This window comes from Roseateles oligotrophus (assembly GCF_014204525.1).
Taxonomy (GTDB): Bacteria; Pseudomonadota; Gammaproteobacteria; order Burkholderiales; family Burkholderiaceae_C; genus Paucibacter_A; species Paucibacter_A oligotrophus_A.
The window spans coordinates 1-22,259 of the sequence record NZ_JACHLP010000011.1; the positions used below are offsets into that span (position 1 = coordinate 1).

Below are 22,259 nucleotides of genomic sequence, written 5' to 3' on the forward strand. Positions count from 1 at the left end.
GCCGGGTGTCCAACCCGGCTGCGGTTTGCGCCTTGCCTGCACCCCTGGCTGGGCACAACGCGACCCATTGCCGTAGCGCTAACAGGCCCTAGGCCCGGCAGCGCATAATCGGCCGCCATGAAACTCGTCATCTTGATCGCCTTTATCGGCATTCTGGGCGCCCTCGCCGCCGCCGGCCTCTTCATGCTCAGAGGCGGCAGCGGCGCCGACAAAGCCAGGCGCGGGCCCCTGATGGCGCGCGCCCTGGCCCTGCGGGTGGGCTTGTCGGTGGCCTTGTTCCTGTTCATTTTGCTGAGCTATCTGATGGGGTGGATAGAGCCAAGCGGCCTGCCGCTGCATCGATAGAGCCGCGCAGCTCGGAAGGAAAAAGCGCCGCAATCAGCGGCGCTTTTTTCATGGGGCCTGAGGGGCCCGGACTCACATCCAATAGACGATGAAGTAAAGGCCCAGCCACACCACATCCACAAAGTGCCAGTACCAGGCCGCGCCTTCGAAACCGAAGTGGCGGTCCTTGGTGAAATGGCCTTTTTGCAGGCGCAGGGTGATGAAGAGCAGCATCAACATGCCCACGAAGACGTGGAAGCCATGGAAGCCGGTCAGCATGAAGAAGGTGGAGCCGAACACGCCCGAGCTGAGCTTGAGGTTCAGGTCGGTGTAGGCATGGTAGTACTCATAGCCCTGCACGCACAGAAAGGTGGCACCCAGCAGCACGGTCACCCACATCCAGGCAATGGTCTTGGCACGATGGCCGGCAATCAAGGCATGGTGGGCAATCGTCAGCGTCACACCCGAACTCAGCAGCAAGGCCGTGTTGATGGTGGGCAGGGGCCAGGGGCCCATGGTGGCAAAGGGCTCCACCGTACCGGCCGGCGAAGCGGTGGCACCGGCGGCCACGCTGGGCCAGATGGCCTTGAAATCGGGCCACAGCAGATTGTTGTCCAGGCTGCCCAGGGCAGGCACCGAATGCACGCGAGCCCAGTAGAGGGCGCCGAAGAAGGCGGCAAAAAACATCACCTCGGAGAAGATGAACCAGCCCATGCTCCAGCGGAAGGACAGGTCGATGCGATCACTGTACTGGCCGCCTTCGCTCTCGCGGATGGCATCGCCAAACCACTGTTTGAGCACCACGGCGAACCAGAGCAGGCCGAAGATCAAAGAGTACTTGCCCCAGTCATGATCGTTGATCCACTGGCCCGCGCCCAGGATCACGAAGAACAGGCCGATGGCGGCCATCACCGGGTGCCGCGAGGGGCCGGGGACGAAGTAGTAAGGGGCTTTGCCCGTGGAAGTCGCTGCCGACATTTTTCTTCTCCTTGAACTAGGAATCAGTCCAGATTTCGCTAGGAACTCAAATCAGGTCTATCTATCAACACGCCTAAAAAAGCCATCCAACTCAAGCGGCCACGCCGCTGCCAATCACCCACTGGACCAGCAGCACCAGCAGCAAGACAAACAACAAGGCCCCGATGACGCCGCCGATGATCACATGCACCGGGTTCAGCCGCGCCACATCTTTCTCGTAGTCGGCCCCACGGCGGATGCCGAAAAACGACCAGGCCACCGCGCGCATGGTCTGCAAAAAAGACAGCGGCCGCGCCGTCACTTGCTTGAAGTCATCCCCTGCCTTGTCGCCACCACTCACAGCCGAATCTCCTTCGCCATCGACGCAGGGCTCAGCGCCGCGCTGGGTGCCGCAGGCGTGCCCGGCAGCGGCTTTTGCCCCTTGCCCGCCACCTCGAAGAAGGTGTAGGACAGGGTGATGGTCTTGACATCCTTGGGCAGCTTGGGGTCGATCACAAAGACCACCGGCCAACGCTTGGTCTCACCCGGCTGCAAGGTGTATTCATTGAAGCAAAAGCACTCCAGCTTGTTGAAATGCGCCGTCGCCTGCTTGGGCGCATAACTCGGAATCGCCTGGGCCGACATCACCCGGTTCTGCACATTGCGGAACTCATACATCACCGTGGTCAGCTGGCCCGGATGCACAGTCAGGTTCGAGACCTCGGGCTTGAACTCCCAGGGCCCGCGCGAGTTGGCGTCGAACTCCACCGAGATGGAACGGCTGGCGTCCACCTGGGTGTTCTTGACGTCCTCAGCGCGCACGGCATGCTGACGCTCGGACAGCGACAGCACATTGATGCCCAGCGCCGTGCAGACCGCCTTGTAAAGCGGCACCAAGGCATAGCCGAAGCCGAACATCAAGGCGGTCACCACGAGCAGCTTGCCCACCAGCTGCAGATTGTCTCTGCGCAGGGCGGCGGCCAGGGACCAGCGGCGTTTTTGATCGGTCATATCCGCGGGCGCGCTTGGCTGTTCAGAAGCCGAGCACGGCGATCTTGGCCATGAAGCCGACAAAGAACACCAGGGCCACGCTGGCCAGGATCAGGGCCAGGCGCTTATTGCTCTTGCGCTGTTCGGGCGTCTGGGCCATGGTTTTAGCCGATCACCTTGGTGGCGTTGGCATTCAGCTTGGGCGGCTCTTCAAAGGTGTGGAAGGGCGCCGGCGACGGCACTTCCCATTCCAGGCCTTCGGCAGCTTCCCAAGGACGCTGGGGCGCCTTCTCACCCTTGCCGCGCATCATGGGGATGACAACGAAGAGGAAGAAGTAGACCTGCATCAGGCCGAACCAGAAGGCGCCGATCGAAGCGATGGCGTTGAAGTCGGCGAACTGCAGCGGATAGTCGGCATAACGACGCGGCATGCCGGCCAGGCCCAGGAAGTGCATGGGGAAGAAGGTAACGTTGAAGCTGATCAGCGAGCCCCAGAAATGGATCTTGCCGCGCGTCTCGTTGAACATCACCCCGGTCCACTTGGGGCCCCAGTAGTACACGCCGGCGAACAAGGCATACAACGAGCCGGCCACCAGCACATAGTGGAAGTGGGCAACGACGTAGTAGGTGTCCTGGATCTGGATGTCCACCGGCGCCATGGCGCAGATCAGGCCGGTGAAACCGCCCATGGTGAACACGAAGATAAAGCCCACGGCCCACAGCATGGGCACTTCAAAAGTCATGGAGCCGCGCCACATGGTGGCCAGCCAGTTGAAGATCTTCACGCCCGTGGGCACGGCGATCAACATGGTGGCGTACATGAAGAAGAGCTGGCCCGTCACCGGCATGCCGGTGGCAAACATATGGTGAGCCCAGACGATGAAGGACAGGATGGCGATGGAGGCCGTCGCGTACACCATGGAGGCATAGCCGAACAGGCGCTTGCGGGCAAAGGCCGGCACGATCTGGCTGACGATGCCGAAGGCCGGCAAGATCATGATGTAGACCTCGGGATGGCCGAAGAACCAGAAGATGTGCTGGTACATCACCGGGTCGCCGCCGCCGGCGGGGCTGAAGAAGCTGGTGCCGAAATGGCGGTCGGTCAGCGTCATGGTGATGGCGCCGGCCAGCACGGGCATGACGGCGATCAGCAGATAGGCGGTGATCAGCCAGGTCCAGGCGAACATGGGCATCTTCATCAGCGTCATGCCGGGCGCGCGCATATTCAGGATGGTGACGATGATATTGATCGAACCCATGATGGAGGACGCGCCCAGGATGTGCATGGCGAAGATGCCGGCATCCATGGAGGGGCCCATCTGCAGGGTCAGCGGGGCATACAGCGTCCAGCCGGCCGCCGGGGCGCCGCCGGGCATGAAGAAGGAAGCCACCAGCATCAGCGCCGCCGGAATCATCAGCCAGAAGCTGAAGTTATTCATGCGGGCGAAGGCCATGTCCGAGGCGCCGATCTGCAGCGGAATCATCCAGTTCGCGAAGCCCACAAAGGCCGGCATGATGGCGCCGAACACCATGATCAGGCCGTGCATGGTGGTGAACTGGTTGAACAACTCCGGGTTGAAGAACTGCAGCCCGGGCTGGAACAACTCGGCGCGTATGCACAAGGCCAAGACGCCGCCAATCATCAACATCGTGAAGGCGAACAGCAGGTAGAGCGTTCCGATGTCTTTGTGATTGGTGGCAAAGACCCAGCGGCGCCAGCCGCTCGGTGCGTGGTGATCATGATGGCCATGGTGGTCATGAACGCCATGGCCGTGATTGTCGAGCACTGCACTCATCATTTTTCCTTTGCTAGACGTTCAGGCGCTTACTTGCGGGCAGCCAAAACCTCGGCCGGCTGCAGCACCTGCCCGGTCTTGTTGGACCAGCTGTTCTTGGTGTAGGTGATCACGGCGGCGATCTCGGTGTCGGACAGCTGCTTCCAGGCCGGCATGGCGCCGTTGTTCTGCCCATTCAGCAGCACGGTCACCTGCTTGAGTTTGTCCTCATTCAGCACCACCGGCGAGCCGTCCAGCGCCTTGATCGGGCCGGCGCCCTTGCCGTCGGCCTTGTGGCAGACGGCGCAGTTGGCGGCGTAGACCTTCTCGCCCCGGGCCACCAGCGCGGCCTGATCCCAGACCTTGCTCGGATCATCGGCCTTGGCGGCCAACTCCTTTTTCTTGCCTTCCACCCAGACGCTGTAATCAGCGGCCGACACCACCTTCACGTGGATGGGCATGTAAGCGTGTTCCTTGCCACACAGCTCGGCACACTGACCGTAAAAGTCGCCGGTCTTCTCGGCCTTGAACCAGGTGTCGCGCACAAAACCGGGGATGGCATCCTGCTTGACGCCGAAGGCCGGCACCATCCAGGCGTGGATCACGTCATTGGCGGTGGTGATGATGCGCACCTTCTTGTTGACGGGCACGACCAGGGGGTTGTCCACCTTCAGCAGATAGTCGTCGCCCGCGGGCTTGCCGGCGTCGGACATTTCGCGCTGGGCCGGGTCCAGGGTGGCCAGAAAGCCTATGCCCTCGCCCTCGCCCTTGATGTAGTCATAACCCCATTTCCACTGGTAGCCGGTGGCCTTGATGGTCAGGTCGGCATTGGTGGTGTCCTTCATCGCCACCACCACCTTGGTGGCCGGCAAGGCCATCAGGATGACGATGATGAAGGGCACGATGGTCCAGGCGATTTCGACCTTGACGCTTTCGTGGAAATTGGCCGCCACCGCGCCCTTGGACTTGCGGTGCTTGAAGATGGAATAGAACATCACGCCGAACACGGCGACAAAAATCGCCAGGCAGATGATCAGCATGAAGTTGTGCAACCACATCTGATCGGCAGCGATGCGAGTAACCGGAGGATGCAGATTGATCTGGTTGACCGCCGGCCCACCGGGCAGATCACCCACCGCCAGGGCCGCCTGGGCCACAAAAGCCGAGCCAGCCGCCACGGTCAGCCTAATCTGTTGACCCAAGCGTTGCATGCGCCCCATGCACCCCAGTTGGCACACGGCCTCCTGATGCACTCCTGCGTTCGTCATCTTCATGGTCGTCACTCTTGTTTCTAGTTCATCTGATGAATGAGCCGCAGCCACACCGGCTCGCTGCCACTCATTCCGATCAAACAAGGCCCCAAAGAACGCCACGCCGGGCGAACCACGAAGCCTGTCCTGTCTCAATGACTTGTATTTGAGTTGGCTCAAGCTTGCTGACGCAAGTCCTCGCTAAACTCGGTAGACACATAGGTCGGCCGCGAGTTTAGCCTAGCGTTTGTGCGATTAAGGGGATGGCTTCCCCTCATTCGGCGCCGGCTCAGCTTGTTTTTCTGACCATTGCCCGCATCTGCTCCAGCGTCACGCTGGTCTCGGCGCTGACGCGCAACTTGGGCGGCGGCTTGAAAGCATGGCCGTAGACAATCTCCACGCTGAGCTTGAGGCGGCCGTCCGCCCCCCGCAGCGATTCCAGCGCCTGCAGCAGCTCCCGGTGCCAGGTCTTGCCTCGGCAGCCCGCAAAGCGCGTGGGCGCGATATTCCCGCCCAAGGCGCGCAGATCCTTGAGCAAGGATTGCGGCTCAGCCCAGGTTAGCTGGATGCGCTCCTGATCCATCACCGGGTCGCCAAAACCGGCTTGCACCAGCAGGTCGCCGATGTCGTGCATATCCCACCACTCCGGCCCGGCCGCGCCCCAGCCCTGCGTCGCAAAGATGCGACGCAACTCGACAAAGCTGTCCGGACCGAGGCAAGAAAACATCACAAAGCCGTCGACCGCCAGGCTGGCGTTCCAAAGCGCGAGGATTTGTGGCAGCTCGGCATGGCTGTGCAGATCCATATTGGCCCACAGCAACTGCACCTGCTGGCCGGCCAGATCCTGGGGCGCCAGCACCTTGGCCGCCGCACCGCTCTTCCAGGCCTGCCACCAAGGCTTTTTGTGCAACGCCGTCGAACGCGCCAGCAAGGCCGGATCGCTCTCGACCAGCAACTGCTGGGCCTGCGGATAGGCCTGCGCCAATTCGGCGCTGCCACCACCCAGAAAGGGCGACCATTGCAGAATCTGCTGCGGCTGCAGCTTGATATAGCTCAAACGCTCCGCCATGCGGCGGGCCACTTCTTCGTGCAGCCAGGGGCTGGTTTCGGCGCCGCTCAGGCGGCGGCGGTGGCGGCTCAGCGCTTGCGGGTCCAGCGCCTGCGCCCGGGCCGGCGTCTTGGCGGTGGTGCCGCCGGCGAGCAGGCCCTGCTCGTCGAACGGAATTGGGGGCTTGGAATGCATGGCCGGCAGTATATTGAGCCCATGTCCGCGCTGCCGCTGGCCCCAGGCAAACCCGCTTTGGTGGAACGGGTGCTGATGCGTTGCCCCGGCCAGTGCGCGGTCTGCCGGGCCTGGTCCGGCCAGCATGTCTGCGCCGATTGCCTGCAGCGTTACGCCCAAGCGGTCTCCCGCTGCTGGACCTGCGGCCTGCAGCTCCCGACTGGCCTGGGCAGTTGGCGCTTGCGAAGCCGCCCCCGCTGCGGCAACTGCCTCAAGAAGCCACCGCCGCTGGAGCGCTGCATCGCCGCGCTGGACTACCGCTTCCCCTGGGACGGCCTGCTCCAGCACTACAAATTCCATCAAGCCATCGAGCTGCGCGAAACCCTGCTGGAGCGCCTGGAACAAGCCCTGGACGCCGCCCAGGCCGAACGCCCCGACTGGCTGCTGGCCGTGCCGCTGACGCCGGAACGCCTGCGCGAGCGCGGCTACAACCAGAGTTTGGAGCTGGCCCGCAGCCTGGCACGCCGGCGCAAGCTACAGTGCGAACCTCAATTGCTGCTGCGCGTGCGCCACACCGCCCAACAAGCCAGCCTGACCCTGAAGGAAAGGGCCGCCAATGTCAAACGCGCGTTTGCGCTGGAGCCCAGGCGGGCCGGCGATTTGCGCGGCGCCCATGTGGCCTTGCTGGACGATGTGATGACCAGCGGCGAGACCTTGTTCGAGATCGCCCGCATCCTGCGCCAGGCCGGCGCCGCCCAGGTGCAAGCCTGGGTGGTGGCGCGCACCCCGCAGGCCGGCAGCGATTGAGGAAAACCGCCCTAACCTTTTCTCCCCCCGCCTCCACACACCATGTTCCACATCGTTCTGGTCCAGCCAGAAATCCCGCCCAATACCGGCAACATCATCCGCCTGGCCGCCAATACCGGCTGCAGCCTGCATCTGATCGAGCCCCTGGGCTTTGCCATGGAAGACCGGCTGCTGCAACGCGCCGGCCTGGACTATCACGAGTACACCGCCGTCCTGCGCCACGCCAGCTGGCAGGCATTTCTGGACCAGGTCCGGCCCGCGCCCGAGCGCCTGTTCGCCTTCACCACCCGCGGCAGCCGGCCCTTTGCCGAAGTGGCCTGGCGGCCCGGCGACTTTCTCGTCTTTGGCTCCGAAACCGCCGGCTTGGCCCCCGCTCTGCGCGAACAGTTCGCGCCCGAGCAGCGGGTGCGCCTGCCCATGCGGCCGGAGCAGCGCAGCCTCAATCTGAGCAATAGCGTGGCCGTGGCCGTATTCGAAGCCTGGCGCCAGAACGGCTACGCCGGCAGCGCCTGAACCCGCTAACGCTCAATCGCCCTGGATTTTGGCCGCCTGGATCAGCTGGGCCCAGCGCTGACGGTCTTCGCGCATCTGCAGGCTCAAGGCCTCGGCCGAGCCGCCGATGGCGCTGAAATACTGCGTCAGCAGACGCTCCCGAAACGCATCGCCGCGAATGATGGACTGGGCCGCTTCGGCGAAACGGCGCGCCGGCACCGCCGGCGTGCCGGCCGGCGCCAGCAAGGCCTGCCAGGAAATCGCCTCAAAACCCGCAAAGCCCTGCTCGGCCAGCGTCGGTATCTCGGGCAGCGAGGCCGCCCGCCCCTGGGTGCTCAGGCCCAGGGCGCGCAAGTTCCCGGCCCTGACCTGGCCCATGACCTGGCCGGGCACCACAAAAGCCGCCTGAATCTGCCCGGCCAGCAAGGCATTCACCACCTGGGGAAAGCCGGCATAGGGCACATGGGTCAGATCCAGCCCGGCCCGGCTCTTGAAGGACTCCATGGCCAGATGGGCGGCGCTGCCATTGCCCACGCTGCCGTAGTTGAAGCTGCCCTTGGCCGCCTTGGCCACGCGCACAAACTCGGCCAGACTTTTGGCCCCCAGCCTGGGGTCCACCACCAGCACATTGGGCGAGGAGGCCACCAGGCAGAGCGGCATCAAATCCTTCAGCGGGTCGTAAGGCAGGCGCTTGTTCAGCAGCGGCGCCGTCACCAGCGGGCCCTGGATGGTCAGCAAAAACGTGTAGCCATCGGGCGCCGATTTGGCTGCCACGCCGGTGCCGATATTGCCGCCCGCGCCGGGGCGGTTGTCGATGATGACGACCTGGCCCAGGGCCTTGGACAGCGGCTCGGCCAGCGCGCGCGCCACGATATCGGGCGAGCTGCCGCCGGGAAAGGGCACGATCAGCTTGATGGGCCGCGCCGGCCAGGTATCCGCCCTCGCCGGGCCGCCGGCCCATAGGGCAGCGGCCGCTAAGAGCAGATCTCGACGGCGTGCGGCCGCCACCTCAGATCTCCGCCCGCGACTGGCGGCTCATCAAAAGCTCGACCGCCTCGGCCGGGCTCAGCCGGCCCTCCAGCACGGCCACCACGGCGGCGGTGATGGGCATGTCCACGCCCTTGGCCTGGGCGCGGGCCAGCACGGTGGGCGCGCTGTAGACGCCCTCGGCCACATGGCCCAGATCGCGCAAGATCTGCGCCAGCGGCAGGCCTTCGGCCAGCAGCAGACCGACGCGGCGGTTGCGCGACAAATCGCCCGTGGCCGTCAGCACCAGATCACCCATGCCCGAGAGGCCCATAAAGGTTTCGCCGCGTGCGCCCAGGGCCAGGCCCAGACGCAGCATCTCGGCCAGGCCACGGGTGATCAGGGCGGCGCGGGCGTTCAGGCCCGGCGCATCGCCAATCCCAGCGGTCCGCTCGGCCCGCAGGCGCAGGCCGTCGGCCGTGCCGACGGCAATCGCCATCACATTCTTGACCGCCCCGCCGACCTCCACGCCCACCGGGTCGTTGGAGGTGTAGACCCGCAGGCGCTCGCTGTGGAAGGCCTCCACCGCCGCCTGGGCCAGGGCCTCGTCCTCGCTGGCCGCCACCAGGGCGGTGGGTTGGCCGGCCGCCACCTCCTGCGCAAAGCTGGGGCCGGACAAAATACCGACCCGCAGGCGCGGCTGCACCTGGCGGGCGATCTCATGGCCCAGCAGGCCGCTGCCGGCCTCAAAGCCCTTGCACAGCCACAGCACCCGCGCTCCGTCCGGCAGGCTGGCCAGCATGGCGCGCAGCGCCGCCATGGGCGTGGCCACGATGATCAGGCCGGGCTCGTCGGACTGGGTGGCATGCGCCACGGCCAGGGCCAGATCGGACTCGATCCGCAAGGCCGACGGCAAGCTGGCCTCGGGCAGATAGTGGCTGTTGCGGCCCTGCTCGCGCATCGCCTGCACTGCCGCGGCGTCGCGGGCCCACAAGAGCACCTCGTGGCGCGCGGCCGCCTGGATGGCCAGGGCCGTGCCCCAGGCACCCGCCCCTAAAACGCTGATCTTCATGCTGGCAGAAATTGGCTGGTCAAAAGGTCTGGACCGAAAGACAAACGCCCCGACTGAAATCCAGCGAGGGCGTTTGCAGGGTTGGATTCAAACCCCAATCGCGCGGCGCGATGGCGGGGCTTGGCACTCGTTCTTAGTTGAGCGTGGGGGCCGCTGCGGCGGCTTCGCGCTGCGCTTGCTGAGCTTCGAACATGGCCTGGAAGTTGACTTCCGACAGCAGCACGGGCGGGAAGCCGGCGCGGGTGCAGACGTCCGAGACGATGGCGCGCAGATAGGGGTAAATCATCTGCGGGCAGACGATGCCCAGAATGCCTTCGACCTGCTCTTGCGGCACGTAGCGGATCTCGAAGATGCCGGCCTGCTTGGCCTCGATCAGGAACAGGGTCTTGTCGCCCACCTTGGTGGTCACGGTGGCGGTCACGCAGACCTCGAACACGCCTTCGGCCACCGGCTCGGCCGACAGGGCCAGATTGATGTCCACTTGCGGCTGGGTTTGCTCCAGCAGGATCTGCGGTGCATTGGGTTGCTCCAGCGACAGATCCTTCAGATACATGCGCTGAATCTGGAATACGGGGGTGTTGTTCTCTTCGGCCATGGTGGTTTTCCAAAAAAAGTGAGGCCCGCGGACGAGGCCACGGGCTTGCGCAGCGATTATGGCCCAGCGTTTATGACTCTCTCGTGGGGGTCTGCCCGCTCTTGAGAAAGGCGGGCCCGCCCTCAGGCTGCTTGCAGCAGCGGCTGCAGGCCACCACGCTGGTCCAGGGCGATCAAATCATCGCAACCGCCCACATGGGTGTCGCCGATGAAGATCTGCGGCACGGTGCGGCGGCCGGTCAGGCTCATCATGGCCTCACGCGCCGCCGGATCCAGATCGATACGCACTTCCTCGATCTGTTCCACCCCACGCTGCTTCAGCAAGGCCTTGGCCCGGATGCAGTAGGGGCAGACCTGGGTGGTGTACATCTTCACGGCAGCCATCGTCGTTCTTCTCTCTCAGTTCAAGCGGTTTTCTCAATCGGCAGATTGGCTTCGCGCCAGGCATTCAAGCCGCCGGCCAGGGGCTGGGCCTTTTCATAGCCCAGCTTGCGCAGCATGCCAGCGGCACGGGCGGCGCGGGCGCCGCTCTGGCACACCAGTACCAGGGGCAGGGCCTTGTTGCTGGGCAGGGACTTGTGGCCCTCCAAGCTGCTAAGCGGAATATTGCGCGCACCGGCCACATGGCTTTTGGCGAACTCCTCGGGCTCGCACACATCGATCAACACCGCCTTCTCGCGGTTGATCAGGCGCACCGCGTCCTGGGTGGAAAGCGCAGCGCCTTGGCTGCTCTTGGCCAGGGCCGGCCACAGCAACAAGCCACCGGAGGTCACGGCGGCCAGAAGCAAAATCCAGTTGTCGAGCAAGAAGTTCAAGGGGAGCATCCAGAAATGGGGGAAGCCGGGATTATAGAAAGCCTCATCGAGCGGCTCGATAGAATGCCCCAGCCCAAGGTGGGCAGTCCCAACAGAGAACCCCGCTCCATGTACAAAATCGTGCTCATTCGCCATGGCGAATCCACCTGGAATCTCGAAAACCGCTTCACCGGCTGGACCGATGTGGACCTGACCCCCACGGGCGTCGAACAGGCCAAGCAGGCCGGCCGCCTGCTCAAGGAGGCTGGCTTCGACTTCGACATCACTTACACCTCCATGCTCAAGCGCGCCGTCTGGACGCTCTGGCATACCCTGGACCAGATGGACCGCACCTGGCTGCCCGTGGTGCACAGCTGGCGCCTGAACGAGCGCCATTACGGCGCCCTGCAAGGCCTGAACAAGGGCGAGACGGCCAAGAAGTTTGGCGACGAGCAGGTGCTGGTCTGGCGCCGCAGCTATGACACGCCGCCGCCGGCCCTGGAGGCCAGCGACGCCCGTAGCGAGCGCAGCGATCTGCGCTACGCCAAGATGAACCCGCAGGACATTCCGCTGACCGAATGCCTGAAGGACACGGTCGAGCGCGTGCTGCCCTTCTGGAACGATAGCGTGGCCCCGGCCATCAAGCTGGGCAAGCGCGTCGTCATCGCCGCCCACGGCAATAGCATCCGCGCCCTGGTCAAGTATCTGGACGGTATCGCCGACGATGCCATCGTGGGTGTCAACATCCCCAACGGCATTCCCCTGGTCTACGAGCTGGACGAGAACCTCAAGCCCATCAAGAGCTACTACCTGGGCGACGCCGAGGCCGCGGCCAAGGCCGCCGCTGCGGTGGCCAGCCAGGGCAAGGCCTAAGCGGCCATGCCCCGCTTTGCGGCCAATCTCAGCATGCTCTACCCGGAGCATGCCTTGGTAGACCGCTTTGCGGCGGCGGCGGCCGATGGCTTCGAGGCCGTCGAAATCCTCTTCCCCTACGAGCTTGCCGCCGCTGAATTTGCCACTCTGTTGAAGCGTTATGGCCTGCACCTGGCCCTCTTCAACGCCCCACCGGGCGACTGGGCGGCGGGCGAGCGCGGTCTGGCCTGCCTGGCCGGGCGCGAGGCCGAGTTCCAGGCCGGCATCCAGCAAGCCCTGGCCTATGCCCAGGCCCTGGCCTGCCCGCGCATCCATGTGATGGCCGGCCTGCTGGCCGCCGGGGATGACGCTGAAGCAGCCCGGCAGCGCTATATCGCCAATCTGCGCTGGGCCGCCGCGCAGGCCGCACATTTGGGGCTGCAGCTCTGCATCGAGCCCATCAACGGCCGCGATATGCCGGGCTATTTCCTGCAAGGCCAGGAGCAGGCTCGTGCGCTGATCCAGGCCATCGCCGCGCCCAATCTGCGCCTGCAGATGGACCTCTACCACTGCCAGATCAGCCAGGGCGATGTGAGCACCCAGCTGCGCTTGAATATGGCGTCAGGCCTGCTGGCCCATGTGCAGATCGCCGGCGTGCCGGCGCGCCAGGAGCCCGACCAGGGCGAGCTGCGGGCCGAGCATCTGCTGGCCCTGCTGGACGAGCTGGGCTACACCGGCCATGTGGGCTGCGAATACCGGCCGCGCGCCAACACCCGCGCCGGCCTGGCCTGGCTCAGGCCTTGGCAGCCAGCAAAACCCTGATCGTTTCTGCCAACAGCGGCGTGATGCTGAGCGCATTGCTGGCATGGGGCACGCTATTGCTGCTCCAGACATGGCGCACGCCGGCCGCCTGCAGATCGGCAATGGCCGAGCCATTGAACAAGCCATGGGTCACGGCCACGTCGATGGACAGGGCGCCGCGCGCCAGCAAGCCCTGAGCCGCACCCATCAGCGTGCGGCCGGTGGAGGCCATATCGTCCAGCAAGACCACGGGCCGGCCACGCACATCGATCTCGGGCAGGGCCAGCGTGACCGCGTGGTCGCCATGGCGGACCTTGCGGCCGACGCCGAAGTCCAGGCCGCTGCTCTGGGCCGCCTCGCGCACCCACTGGGCCGATTCTTCATCGGGCCCGATCAAGACCGCCCCCGGCACCCGCTCCGCCACCCAGGCCCCCAGCAGGGGCGCGGCCGACAGGGCAATGCCAGCGCCGGCGGGCATCACCTCGTCCAGACTGCTGATGCGGTGCAGATGCGGGTCCAGGGTGATGAGATGGTCGAAGAACTGGCTCAGCAGCTTGGCGATATGGCGCTGGCTGACGGCCTCGCCGGGCGTGAACTCCATGTCCTGGCGCATATAGGCCAGATAGGGCGAGACCAGCAGCAGGCGTCGCGCGCCCAGCTCGCGCGCGGTCGGCGCGGCAATCATCAGCTCGGTCAGCTTTTCATTCGGCTGCTGCAGGCCGCGCAGCAACAGCACCGTCTCGGGCAGGGGCTTGGGCAGGACCAGGCGCAGCTCGCCGTCGGGAAAGCGGTGGCGCTGGATCGGCCGCATCTCCACACCCAGGGCCTGGGCCAGCTCCTGAGCCAGTTGGGCTTCTTCCTCAAAAGCCAGCAGCAGCGCGGCTGTATTCATCGCAAAACCTTCCCCTGATGGGCCCAGCACCGTAACTCAGTGAAGCGCCAGGCCCTCTGTGATTTGATCGCGCACATGCTCGGCCATGGCGCGGCGATCGGCATGGTTGCAGCTCAGCGAGCCCAGCACATCCACCCTCACCCCCATGCCCTGCGCCTTGGCCACCATCCACAGGCTTTGCACAATCGTCGTGCCGCCGATGAACTGGGCCGCCGTGCTGAAGCGCTGGCCCGGCTCATGCCAGCGCAGCACCAGGGGCTGCAGCGGCACCTCGGTGGCGATGGCGGCCTGCAAGAGATTGCCGTGGAAGGGCAGCAGCTCGGGCCCGGCGCCGGTCGTGCCCTCGGGGAAGACCGCCACCGTATCGCCGCTCTTGAGCGCATCGGCCATCTGGTGCACCACCCGCAAGGCATCGCGCTTGCTGCTGCGTTCGATGAACAAGGTGCCCACGCCGCCCACCAGCCAGCCCACCACCGGCCAATGCCGCACATCGGCCTTGGAGACAAAGCGCGCCTCGGGCAGCACCGCGTGCACGGCGGCGATGTCCAGCCAGGAGATATGGTTGGCCACGATCAGCTTGGCCCCTGGCCGCGGCGTGCCGCTGGTCTCCAGGCGCACGCCCAGAATGGCCAGCATCTGACCCGACCAGCGCTTGACCCGCCGATGGCGCTCGGCCGGGCTCATGCCCTCAAAGCGCAGCTGGATCAGATAGAGCGCCTGCAGGATGTGCAAGCCCAGGCGCAGCAAGCGCCAGATGCCGATCAGGCCGCGCATCTCAGCGGGCAGCGGCCGGCGAGGCCTCGAAAGCGATATGCCCGGCCACCACCGTGGCCCGCACCCGCGCCGGCAGCTCGAAGCCGCTGGTCTCGAAGGCAAACGGCGTGTGCTTGCCCTGGCTGCTCAAGGCCTCCGGCGTCACGGCCCAGTGCGCATTCGCGTCGAACACGCAGACATCGGCCACGCCGCCCTGCACCAGGCGGCCGGCACTGGCCGAGAGCGAACCCAGGGCATGGCCCAGCACGGCCACCGGACCCGCGGTGACGGCGCGCAGCGCCTCCAGCTCGCCCAAGCCCTGGTCGCGGGCCCAGCGCAGGGCCAGGCTCAAGAGCAGCTCCAGGCCGGTGGCGCCGGGCGTGGCCTCGGCAAAGGGCACATTCTTCTCGTCCGCGCCCACGGGCATGTGATCGCTAACGAGCGCGTCCAGCGTGCCGTCGGCTAGGGCCAAGCGCAGAGCGTCGCGATCGCGGCCCTGGCGGACCGGCGGCGTCAGGCGCAGGGCGGGGTTGAAGTAACCGATGTCCACATCGGTGAGATGCAGGGAGTTGATGGACACATCGGCCGTCACGGCCAGGCCTTCACGCTTGGCCGCACGCACCAGCTCCACGCCGGCAGCACTGCTGATGCGGCAGAGGTGAACCCGCGCGCCGGTGCTGCGCATCAGCTCGAAAATGGTGTGCAAGGCCACGGTCTCGGCCATCACCGGCACGCCCGACAGGCCCAGCCGCGTGGCCACGGCGCCGCTGGCCGCCACGCCGCCCGAGAGCCAGGCATCCTGCGGGCGCAACCAGACGGTATAGCCATAGGTGGCCGCATACATCAGGGCGCGCTGCAGCACCAGGGTGTCGCGGATGGGCGATTCGGCCTGCGAGAAACCGATGCAGCCGGCCTCCGTCAGCTCGGCCATCTCGGTCAGCGAGTCACCGCTGAGATTCTTGGTCAGGGCGCCCAGGGGGAAGAGCCGGCAGCGGCTCAGCTTGCGGGCGCGGAACTTGAGCATCTCGACCAGGCCGGGCTCATCCAGCACCGGGTCGGTGTCGGGCGGGCAGACCAGGCTGGTGACGCCACCGGCGGCGGCCGCCGCCAGCTCGCTCTCCAGCATGCCCTCGTGCTCGTGGCCGGGTTCGCGCAGGCGCGCGGCCAGATCCACCAGGCCGGGGGCGACGATCAGGCCGCTGGCATCGATGATGCGCTCGGCGGCAAACTCGGTGGGCTCGCCCAGGGCGACGATGCGGCCGTTGGCGATGGCCAGATCGCCGATGCGGTCCAGGCCGGAGGCGGGGTCGATCAATCGACCGTTCTTGATCAAAATCTTCATGCTTCGTTTCCGGCGAGTATGGACATCACGGCCATGCGAACGGCGATGCCGAAGGTCACTTGGGGCAGGATCACGCTTTGCAGACCATCGGCCACGGTGGAGGCGATCTCCACGCCGCGGTTGATGGGGCCGGGGTGCATAACGATGGCATCAGGCTTGGCCAGCGCCAGCTTCTCGGGCGTCAGGCCGAAGTTCTTGAAGAACTCGCCGGCGCTGGGCAGCATGGCGCCGCTCATGCGCTCGTTCTGCAGGCGCAGCATGATGATGACGTCGGCGTCCTTCACGCCCTCGGCCATATCGTGGCAGACGCGCACACCCATCTCGCGCAGATCGCCGGGCACCAGGGTCTTGGGGCCGACGGCGCGGATCTCGGGCACGCCCAGGATGTTCAGCGCATGGATGTCGGAGCGGGCCACGCGCGAATGCACGATGTCGCCGACGATGGCCACCGTTAGGTTACGGAAGTCCTTCTTGAAATGCCGGATGGTGTACATGTCCAGCAGGCCTTGCGTCGGGTGGGCATGGCGGCCATCGCCCGCGTTCACCACATGCACATGCGGGGCGCAGTGCTGGGCGATCAGATAGGGCGCGCCGCTCTCGCTATGCCGCACGACAAACATATCGGCATGCATGGCGCTCAGGTTGGCCACCGTGTCCAATAGCGTCTCGCCCTTGGCGGTGGAGCTGCGCGCGATGTCCAGGTTCAGCACATCGGCCGACAGGCGCTTGGCCGCGATCTCGAAGGTGGTGCGGGTGCGGGTGCTGTTCTCGAAAAACAGATTGAACACCGACTTGCCGCGCAGCAGCGGCACCTTCTTGACCTCGCGCTCATTGACCGACAAAAAGGTGCCGGCCGTGTCGAGGATCTGGTGGATGACGGCCTGGGGCAGGCCTTCGATGGAGAGCAGATGGATCAGCTCGCCATGCTTATTGAGTTGGGGGTTTCGTTTGGACAACACGAGCAATCCCTTGTTTATTGAATGTCGAAACTGAATCGACCGGCCTCGTCTTTGGCGAGGCTCAGGCGTTGGGCGGCATCCAGATGGATGCGGGCGGCGGAGAAAGCAGGCTCGATGGGCAGCTCGCGACCGCCGCGGTCCACCAGCACGGCCAGCGTGACGCTGGCCGGGCGGCCGAAGTCGAACAACTCATTGATCACGGCCCGCGTGGTGCGGCCGGTGTAGAGCACATCGTCGATCAGGATCAGGTGGCGACCGCCCACGTCAAACGGCAGCTTGGTGTGATCGGCACTGGCCGACATGCCGCGCGAACCAAAGTCGTCGCGGTGCAGGCTGCTGGAGATCACGCCCGAGGCGCCGGCCAGGCCCAGATCGCGCTGCAGGCGCTCGGCCAGCCAGGCGCCGCCGGACCAGATGCCCACCAGGGCGGCCTCGGGCCGCAGCAGTTTTTGCACGCCGGCGGCCAGGTCGCCGTACAGCGCCTCCGCGTTCAGCAAGAGTGAGCTCATGGATTCTCCCGAAAGAATTGTTCAAGAATCAGGGCGGCCGCCATGGCGTCCACATCGCGCGCGCCATAACTTTCGGCCTCGACGGAGGTGTAGCGCTCGTCCACCTCGTGCACCGGCAGGCCGAAGCGGCGCAGCTGGCGACCGAATTTGCGCGCCCGCAGCGTCATCTCGTGCTCGGCACCGTCCGGATGGCGCGGCAGGCCGATCACCAGGGCAGCGGGCTGCCATTCCTGGATCAGCTTGGCGATGGCCTGCATGCGTGCCTCGCCGTCCTGGGTCAGCGTCGTCAGGGGCTGGGCGCTCTGGGTGAAGCGTGTGCCGCTGGCCACGCCGGTGCGGCGGGTGCCGAAATCAAAGGCCAGAAAGGACTGCTGCGCTGCGGGAGCCGGGCTCATTGAGGCACCCTTCGGCCTGCGGCCTGTCCCGCCAAGCGGGAGCGAGCTTGCTTGGGGCGGCCCTGCGCTGCGCTCATGCGTGGCCGGCCTCAAGGCTGAGCATGCGTGGGTCCACGCCCAGCAGGCCCAGGGCGCGCTCGTAGCGCAGCTCCACCGGCGTGTCGAAGATGATCTCGGGCGAGGCCGCCACCGTCAGCCAGCCATTGCGGCCGATTTCCTCTTCCAGCTGGCCGGCGGCCCAGCCGCTATAGCCCAGGGTGACGAGGATGCGCCTGGGGCCGGCGCCATTGGACAAGGCCTCCAGCACATCGCGGCTGGTGGTCATCTCCAGGCCGCCGGGCACGGCCAGCGTGGCGTTGTAGTGGCCGCCCTTGGCGTCCAACGGTTCGTGCAGCACAAAGCCACGTTCGGTCTGCACCGGACCGCCGTAGAACACCGAGGTCTCGGCCAGCTCGTCCTGCGGGGGGCTCAGCTCGACTTTTTCAAACAGATGGCCCAGGGTCAGGGAGATGGGTTTGTTGATCACCAGGCCCAGGGCGCCCTTCTCATTGTGTTCACACAGATAGACCACGCTGCCGGCAAACGCCTCATCGGCCATGCCGGGCATTGCGATCAGAAACTGGTTGGCGAGGGCAATGCTGCTTTCTTGGCTCATGCGGGCATTTTATTCGTCGGCGAAACTCCCCCACCATGAAAGATCGATATGACTGTGCACTTGTCTGGTTTCGCCGCGATCTGCGGGTGCAGGATCAGGCCGCCCTCTACCATGCCCTGCGCTCGGCCCGCCGGGTCTACTGCGTCTTCCTGCTGGACCGGCACATCCTGGAGGCCCTGCCCCGCCAGGACCGGCGGGTGCTTTTCATCCTGCAGGCCTTGCAGTCGCTGGACGGTCAACTCAAGGCCTTGCGGCCCGGCAGCGGCCTGATCGTCCGCCAGGGCCTGGCGGCGCAGGAAATCCCCAGGCTGGCGGCCGAGCTGGGCGCGCAGGCGGTGTTTTGCAATCACGACGACGAACCCGCCGCCCTGGCCCGTGACGCCGAAGTTGCGCAGCAGCTGGCCAGCTTTGCCTGTGCTTTCAAGTCCTATAAAGACCATGTGATTTTCGAGCGCAGCGAGGTGCTGACGGCTAAGAACCGCCCCTATGGCGTGTTCACGCCTTACAAGAACGCCTGGTTGCGCAAGGTGGACGAGTTCTATCTGCGCGCCTACCCGGTGGAGCGCCATGCCCAAGCCCTGGCGACGGATGCCCCCAGCACACCCATCCCAAGCTTGGCCGAGATCGGCTTCGAGGCAGTGGAGCTCAGCCCCCAGTTGGGCCGTGGCTGCGAGGGCGCCGAAACTCTGCTGGACGATTTCCTGGATCGCATCGATCGTTATGACAGCACACGCGACTTCCCTGCCCTCAAAGGGCCGAGTTATTTGAGCGTACACCTGCGCTTTGGCAGCATCTCCATCCGCCGCCTGGCCCGCGAGGCCTGGCAGCGCGCCCAGGGCGGCGACCGGGGTGCCGAGGTCTGGTTGTCGGAGCTGATCTGGCGCGATTTCTATCACCAGCTGATGCACCACCACCCGCATGCGATGACGCGAGCCTTCCGGCCCGAATACGAGGCGATTCAATGGGAGAGCGGCCCGGCCGCCGACACGCTGTTCGCCGCCTGGTGTGAGGGCCGCACCGGCTACCCTTTGGTGGACGCGGCCATGCTGCAGCTCAATCAAAGCGGCTATATGCACAACCGCCTGCGCATGGTGGCGGCGAGCTTTCTGGTCAAGGACCTTGGCATTGACTGGCGGCGCGGCGAAGCCTATTTCGCTGAGAAGTTGCTGGACTTCGACCTGGCCGCCAATAACGGCGGCTGGCAATGGGCCTCATCGAGCGGCTGCGACGCCCAACCCTGGTTCCGCATCTTCAACCCGGTGACGCAGAGCGAGAAATTCGACCCCGAGGGCCGCTTCATCAAGCGCTATCTGCCCCAGCTGGCCGGCCTGCCACCCAAGCTGATCCATGCCCCCTGGCTGGCCAAGCCACTGGCATTGCAGGCCTGTGGCTTGGCTCTGGGGCACGATTACCCGGCGCCCATCGTCGACCATGCCGAGGCGCGCGCCCGCACGCTGGCGCGCTACGCCGTGGTCAAGAGCCGGGCCCTGCCAGCGCCGGCCTGAGGGCGGGCGAGGCCCCGGCCAGGCTGCCCTGCACACCGCTGGAATAAGGCGTTTGCCAGCGCGCCAGGATGTCGCGGTAAGGCCCGCCCCAGCGCTGCAAGGCCTGGGGTCGACCGAGCAGGACATCGTCCAGAAAGGCCACGGCCAGCTCCTTGGTGGCCTGCTTGGCGCGCGGGTTGAGGCTGGCACCGCCCGTCAGGCCGCGGTCGGTGAACATGCTGTGCGAGCCGCCCTCGAACACGGCCAGCATCTTGCTGGGGCCACCGATGGCCTCGAACAAAGCCACCCTGTCCTTGGCCTCGGAGTAATAGCCGGGGATGCGTATCACGTCCTCGGTGGCGGTGATGTGCAGGCTGGGGATGGGGATGGCGCCGGCGATGGCGGCCGTGTCGGCCTCGCCGTAGAAAGGCGGGGCCGAAATCAGGATGGCGGCCTTGATGCGGGGCTCGCGCAACTCCAAGGCATGTCCCGCGCGCTGCACCCGGGCGCCGGCCAGCAGCAAGCTGGTGTTGGCGCCGTAGGAATGGCCGGCCACGGCGATGCGCTCGGCGTCGATCAGCCCGGCCCGCTCGCTGCGCAAGAGCCGGTCCAGCGCGAACTTGACGTCGGCCACCCGCGCCAGCACTTCCTGCTCGCGCGCGGCCGTCTGCAGGCGCTCGACCAGTTGCAGCGGATTGCCCAACCAGAGCTGGCGGTCGCTGCCCACATGCTGGACATGCAGGCTGGCATAGCCTTGGGCCGCCAGATAGGCCCCCAGATAGCTATAGCCGCGCCGCGAGCTGCCGATGCCGTGCGAGAACAAGACCAGGGGCACGGCCTGCCCCTGCTGCGCCGGCTGGGGCCAGTACAGGCGCACCGGCACGGCCCGGTCGCGCGACTCGTCCTGCCAGTCCAGATCGAACACCTGCACCCCGGCGGCCAGCGCCTCCTTGGCCCAGACGCTATCGGCCGCCACCTCGGGCTGGCTCTGCGCCTGGGTGGGCACGCGCCGGCTGTCCACCGGCGTGCTCTTGCAGGCACTCAGGCCCAGCAGGCCGGCCAGGCCCAAGGCCAGCAGCCAGCGCCCCGTCGTCAAGGGGGTGAATTTGATCGCCTGCATCCGTATCCCTTCTTCTCCGCAGCCCTGCAAGAGCATATGACGACAGACTAAGGCGCTTTCAATCCATGCAGAGCCGGGGGAGCTGCCGGCGCAACAAAACGATAGGAAATCAGAACAATTCCACCGTGCTGACCTGGGCCTGCTCCTGCATCTGCCCGCTGCGGATCAGATCGGCATAGTTGTGCACCTGGTTGCGGCCCGACTCCTTGGCGTGATAGACGGCCTTGTCGGCCCGGTCAAAGGCCGAGGTGGGGGAATCATCCGCCCGCACCTGGGTGAAGCCCACGCTGACCGTGATATGGCCCACCTGGGGGAAGAGGTAATGCTCGGTGTTGAGGCGCAGGCGCTCGAAGGCCTGGGCGGCGTCGAGCTGATCTTCGCAACGCATCAGGGCCACGAACTCCTCGCCGCCGAAGCGGTAGAGCAGATCGTGGAAGCGGAAGCTGCTGCGCATCAGACGCGAGAGCAGCAGCAAGACCTCGTCGCCGATCAGATGGCCGAAGCGGTCGTTGACGCTCTTGAAATGGTCGATATCGATCACGCCCAGGTAGTACTGGGGGCGCAGGCCTTCGTGGCGGCGGCCGTCGTCACAGGGCGGGACGGCCGCGTGCGCGGGCAGCTCGCCAACGGCCTTCAAAAAACTTTCCTCAAAGGTCTTGCGGTTGAGCAAGCCGGTCAAGGTGTCGCGTTCGCTGTACTCCAGCAGGCCCTGGAAGTTGTGATAAATCCGCAGCACGCTGCCCACCATGCGCTGCATGGCCGGGCTGAGTTTGAGTGTCGTGTGGACCTCCACCACGCCGACCACCTCGCGGTCGGTGGCGATGGGGAATAACGAGAGCCAGGCCTCGCCCACCCGCTGCTGCTGCACGCTGCGGCTGCGCATGCAATGCAGGCGGACCGGGTGCTCCTCGGCCGGCGACAAGGTGGCGGGATCGGCCCACAGCGGATCGGCCGTGGCCACGGCGTCGGCCAGCTCCAAACGGGCGCGCGTCAGCCAACGTTCCTGGCCGGGCTCACCGACGCAACGGAAGATCGCCACCGACAGCGGTTCCAGCAGATCGCGCAAGGCCGACACCAGGGTGACGTCCATCACATCGCGATCGCGAAACCCCGTCATCTCGGCGAGATGATCAACGACTTCGGACATGGCTTGGATCGCCCCATGTACGGGGCCTCAGCATATTTCCTCAGTGTTCAGAGCTCTTGTGGCACTTCACACCCCGATACCCAGCCTCGGGTCGGCAAGACGACACG

At 65.7% G+C, this 22,259-nt stretch carries 27 protein-coding genes; 6 read left to right on the top strand and 21 right to left on the bottom strand.

Annotated elements, in window-relative coordinates:
* Nucleotides 1–117: 117 nt before the first annotated feature.
* Nucleotides 118–345: a DUF2909 domain-containing protein gene (locus HNP55_RS21025; RefSeq protein ID WP_184303918.1), complete on the top strand. Its 228-nt coding sequence runs from the start codon at nt 118–120 to the stop codon at nt 343–345.
* 72 nt (nt 346–417) lie between these two features.
* Here the strand turns inward: HNP55_RS21025 and HNP55_RS21030 are convergent, their stop codons facing one another.
* From HNP55_RS21030 to HNP55_RS21055, 7 genes are all read right to left on the bottom strand, one after another.
* A complete protein-coding gene (locus HNP55_RS21030; RefSeq protein WP_184303920.1) occupies nt 418–1,302 on the bottom strand; it encodes a cytochrome c oxidase subunit 3 in 885 nt (294 codons plus the stop codon).
* A gap of 91 nt (nt 1,303–1,393) precedes the next feature.
* Nucleotides 1,394–1,570 carry a DUF2970 domain-containing protein gene (locus tag HNP55_RS21035; protein WP_184304158.1) on the bottom strand — a complete coding sequence of 59 codons (177 nt, stop codon included), beginning with the start codon at nt 1,568–1,570 and terminating at the stop codon, nt 1,394–1,396.
* Between the two features lie 68 nt (nt 1,571–1,638).
* Nucleotides 1,639–2,292, bottom strand: a complete 654-nt coding sequence (locus tag HNP55_RS21040; RefSeq protein ID WP_184303922.1) for a cytochrome c oxidase assembly protein — start codon at nt 2,290–2,292, stop codon at nt 1,639–1,641.
* A 22-nt stretch (nt 2,293–2,314) separates the two neighbouring features.
* Nucleotides 2,315–2,431, bottom strand: coding sequence for a cytochrome oxidase small assembly protein (locus HNP55_RS24015; RefSeq protein WP_221439726.1), 117 nt, complete (start codon nt 2,429–2,431; stop codon nt 2,315–2,317).
* Between the two features lie 4 nt (nt 2,432–2,435).
* Nucleotides 2,436–4,067: a cytochrome c oxidase subunit I gene (gene ctaD / locus HNP55_RS21045; RefSeq protein WP_184303924.1), complete on the bottom strand. Its 1,632-nt coding sequence runs from the start codon at nt 4,065–4,067 to the stop codon at nt 2,436–2,438.
* Between the two features lie 29 nt (nt 4,068–4,096).
* Nucleotides 4,097–5,266, bottom strand: coding sequence for a cytochrome c oxidase subunit II (coxB, locus tag HNP55_RS21050; RefSeq protein ID WP_246448577.1), 1,170 nt, complete (start codon nt 5,264–5,266; stop codon nt 4,097–4,099).
* Between the two features lie 319 nt (nt 5,267–5,585).
* On the bottom strand, nt 5,586–6,539 hold the full coding sequence (locus tag HNP55_RS21055; RefSeq protein WP_184303926.1) for a biotin synthase: 954 nt from the start codon (nt 6,537–6,539) through the stop codon (nt 5,586–5,588).
* A 21-nt stretch (nt 6,540–6,560) separates the two neighbouring features.
* On the opposite strand from HNP55_RS21055, the gene HNP55_RS21060 reads away from it, so the two are divergent.
* Both HNP55_RS21060 and trmL read left to right on the top strand, forming a co-directional pair.
* Complete coding sequence (locus HNP55_RS21060; RefSeq protein WP_184303928.1) at nt 6,561–7,325, top strand: ComF family protein; 765 nt, start codon at nt 6,561–6,563, stop codon at nt 7,323–7,325.
* A gap of 42 nt (nt 7,326–7,367) precedes the next feature.
* On the top strand, nt 7,368–7,838 hold the full coding sequence (trmL, locus tag HNP55_RS21065) for a tRNA (uridine(34)/cytosine(34)/5-carboxymethylaminomethyluridine(34)-2'-O)-methyltransferase TrmL (RefSeq protein WP_184303930.1): 471 nt from the start codon (nt 7,368–7,370) through the stop codon (nt 7,836–7,838).
* Nucleotides 7,839–7,850: 12 nt separating this feature from the next.
* Here the strand turns inward: trmL and HNP55_RS21070 are convergent, their stop codons facing one another.
* From HNP55_RS21070 to HNP55_RS21090, 5 genes are all read right to left on the bottom strand, one after another.
* Nucleotides 7,851–8,825, bottom strand: a complete 975-nt coding sequence (locus HNP55_RS21070) for a Bug family tripartite tricarboxylate transporter substrate binding protein (RefSeq protein ID WP_409993764.1) — start codon at nt 8,823–8,825, stop codon at nt 7,851–7,853.
* A 1-nt stretch (nt 8,826) separates the two neighbouring features.
* Entirely contained in the window at nt 8,827–9,855 is a 1,029-nt protein-coding gene (locus HNP55_RS21075) for an NAD(P)H-dependent glycerol-3-phosphate dehydrogenase (RefSeq protein WP_184303931.1), read from the bottom strand.
* Between the two features lie 133 nt (nt 9,856–9,988).
* Nucleotides 9,989–10,450: a protein-export chaperone SecB gene (gene secB / locus HNP55_RS21080; protein WP_184303932.1), complete on the bottom strand. Its 462-nt coding sequence runs from the start codon at nt 10,448–10,450 to the stop codon at nt 9,989–9,991.
* A gap of 122 nt (nt 10,451–10,572) precedes the next feature.
* Nucleotides 10,573–10,833 (bottom strand): glutaredoxin 3, encoded by a 261-nt coding sequence (gene grxC, locus HNP55_RS21085; RefSeq protein WP_184303933.1) that lies wholly within the window; start codon nt 10,831–10,833, stop codon nt 10,573–10,575.
* A 20-nt stretch (nt 10,834–10,853) separates the two neighbouring features.
* Entirely contained in the window at nt 10,854–11,264 is a 411-nt protein-coding gene (locus tag HNP55_RS21090; RefSeq protein WP_184303934.1) for a rhodanese-like domain-containing protein, read from the bottom strand.
* A 108-nt stretch (nt 11,265–11,372) separates the two neighbouring features.
* Here HNP55_RS21090 and gpmA point away from each other — a divergent pair, with 108 nt between their 5' ends.
* Together gpmA and otnI are read left to right on the top strand one after the other, a co-directional pair.
* The gene (gene gpmA, locus HNP55_RS21095) at nt 11,373–12,116 is read left to right on the top strand and encodes a 2,3-diphosphoglycerate-dependent phosphoglycerate mutase (RefSeq protein WP_184303935.1); all 744 of its coding nucleotides are present in this window, start codon (nt 11,373–11,375) and stop codon (nt 12,114–12,116) included.
* A 6-nt stretch (nt 12,117–12,122) separates the two neighbouring features.
* Nucleotides 12,123–12,917, top strand: coding sequence for a 2-oxo-tetronate isomerase (gene otnI, locus HNP55_RS21100; protein ID WP_184303936.1), 795 nt, complete (start codon nt 12,123–12,125; stop codon nt 12,915–12,917).
* Here otnI and HNP55_RS21105 read toward each other — a convergent pair.
* The 7 genes from HNP55_RS21105 to HNP55_RS21135 form a co-directional block, all read right to left on the bottom strand.
* Nucleotides 12,889–13,788, bottom strand: coding sequence for a ribose-phosphate diphosphokinase (locus HNP55_RS21105; protein ID WP_184303937.1), 900 nt, complete (start codon nt 13,786–13,788; stop codon nt 12,889–12,891). The genes otnI and HNP55_RS21105 overlap by 29 nt on opposite strands.
* A gap of 36 nt (nt 13,789–13,824) precedes the next feature.
* Nucleotides 13,825–14,562, bottom strand: coding sequence for a lysophospholipid acyltransferase family protein (locus tag HNP55_RS21110; RefSeq protein ID WP_184303938.1), 738 nt, complete (start codon nt 14,560–14,562; stop codon nt 13,825–13,827).
* Nucleotide 14,563: 1 nt separating this feature from the next.
* Nucleotides 14,564–15,883 (bottom strand): dihydroorotase, encoded by a 1,320-nt coding sequence (locus tag HNP55_RS21115; protein WP_184303939.1) that lies wholly within the window; start codon nt 15,881–15,883, stop codon nt 14,564–14,566.
* Complete coding sequence (locus tag HNP55_RS21120; protein WP_184303940.1) at nt 15,880–16,842, bottom strand: aspartate carbamoyltransferase catalytic subunit; 963 nt, start codon at nt 16,840–16,842, stop codon at nt 15,880–15,882. Before HNP55_RS21120 ends, HNP55_RS21115 begins: the two co-directional genes overlap by 4 nt.
* A 14-nt stretch (nt 16,843–16,856) precedes the next feature.
* Nucleotides 16,857–17,351, bottom strand: a complete 495-nt coding sequence (pyrR, locus tag HNP55_RS21125) for a bifunctional pyr operon transcriptional regulator/uracil phosphoribosyltransferase PyrR (protein ID WP_184303941.1) — start codon at nt 17,349–17,351, stop codon at nt 16,857–16,859.
* Nucleotides 17,348–17,746, bottom strand: a complete 399-nt coding sequence (gene ruvX, locus HNP55_RS21130) for a Holliday junction resolvase RuvX (protein WP_184303942.1) — start codon at nt 17,744–17,746, stop codon at nt 17,348–17,350. Before ruvX ends, pyrR begins: the two co-directional genes overlap by 4 nt.
* A gap of 73 nt (nt 17,747–17,819) precedes the next feature.
* A complete protein-coding gene (locus HNP55_RS21135) occupies nt 17,820–18,401 on the bottom strand; it encodes a YqgE/AlgH family protein (RefSeq protein WP_184303943.1) in 582 nt (193 codons plus the stop codon).
* Between the two features lie 35 nt (nt 18,402–18,436).
* Here HNP55_RS21135 and HNP55_RS21140 point away from each other — a divergent pair, with 35 nt between their 5' ends.
* Nucleotides 18,437–19,906, top strand: coding sequence for a cryptochrome/photolyase family protein (locus HNP55_RS21140; RefSeq protein ID WP_184303944.1), 1,470 nt, complete (start codon nt 18,437–18,439; stop codon nt 19,904–19,906).
* On the opposite strand, the gene HNP55_RS21145 is transcribed toward HNP55_RS21140, so the two are convergent.
* Nucleotides 19,875–21,005, bottom strand: a complete 1,131-nt coding sequence (locus HNP55_RS21145) for an alpha/beta hydrolase family protein (RefSeq protein ID WP_184303945.1) — start codon at nt 21,003–21,005, stop codon at nt 19,875–19,877. The two genes, HNP55_RS21140 and HNP55_RS21145, sit on opposite strands and share 32 nt — an antisense overlap.
* Nucleotides 21,006–21,114: 109 nt before the next feature.
* Nucleotides 21,115–22,152, bottom strand: a complete 1,038-nt coding sequence (locus HNP55_RS21150; RefSeq protein ID WP_184303947.1) for a GGDEF domain-containing protein — start codon at nt 22,150–22,152, stop codon at nt 21,115–21,117.
* Between the last annotated feature and the right edge of the window lie 107 nt (nt 22,153–22,259).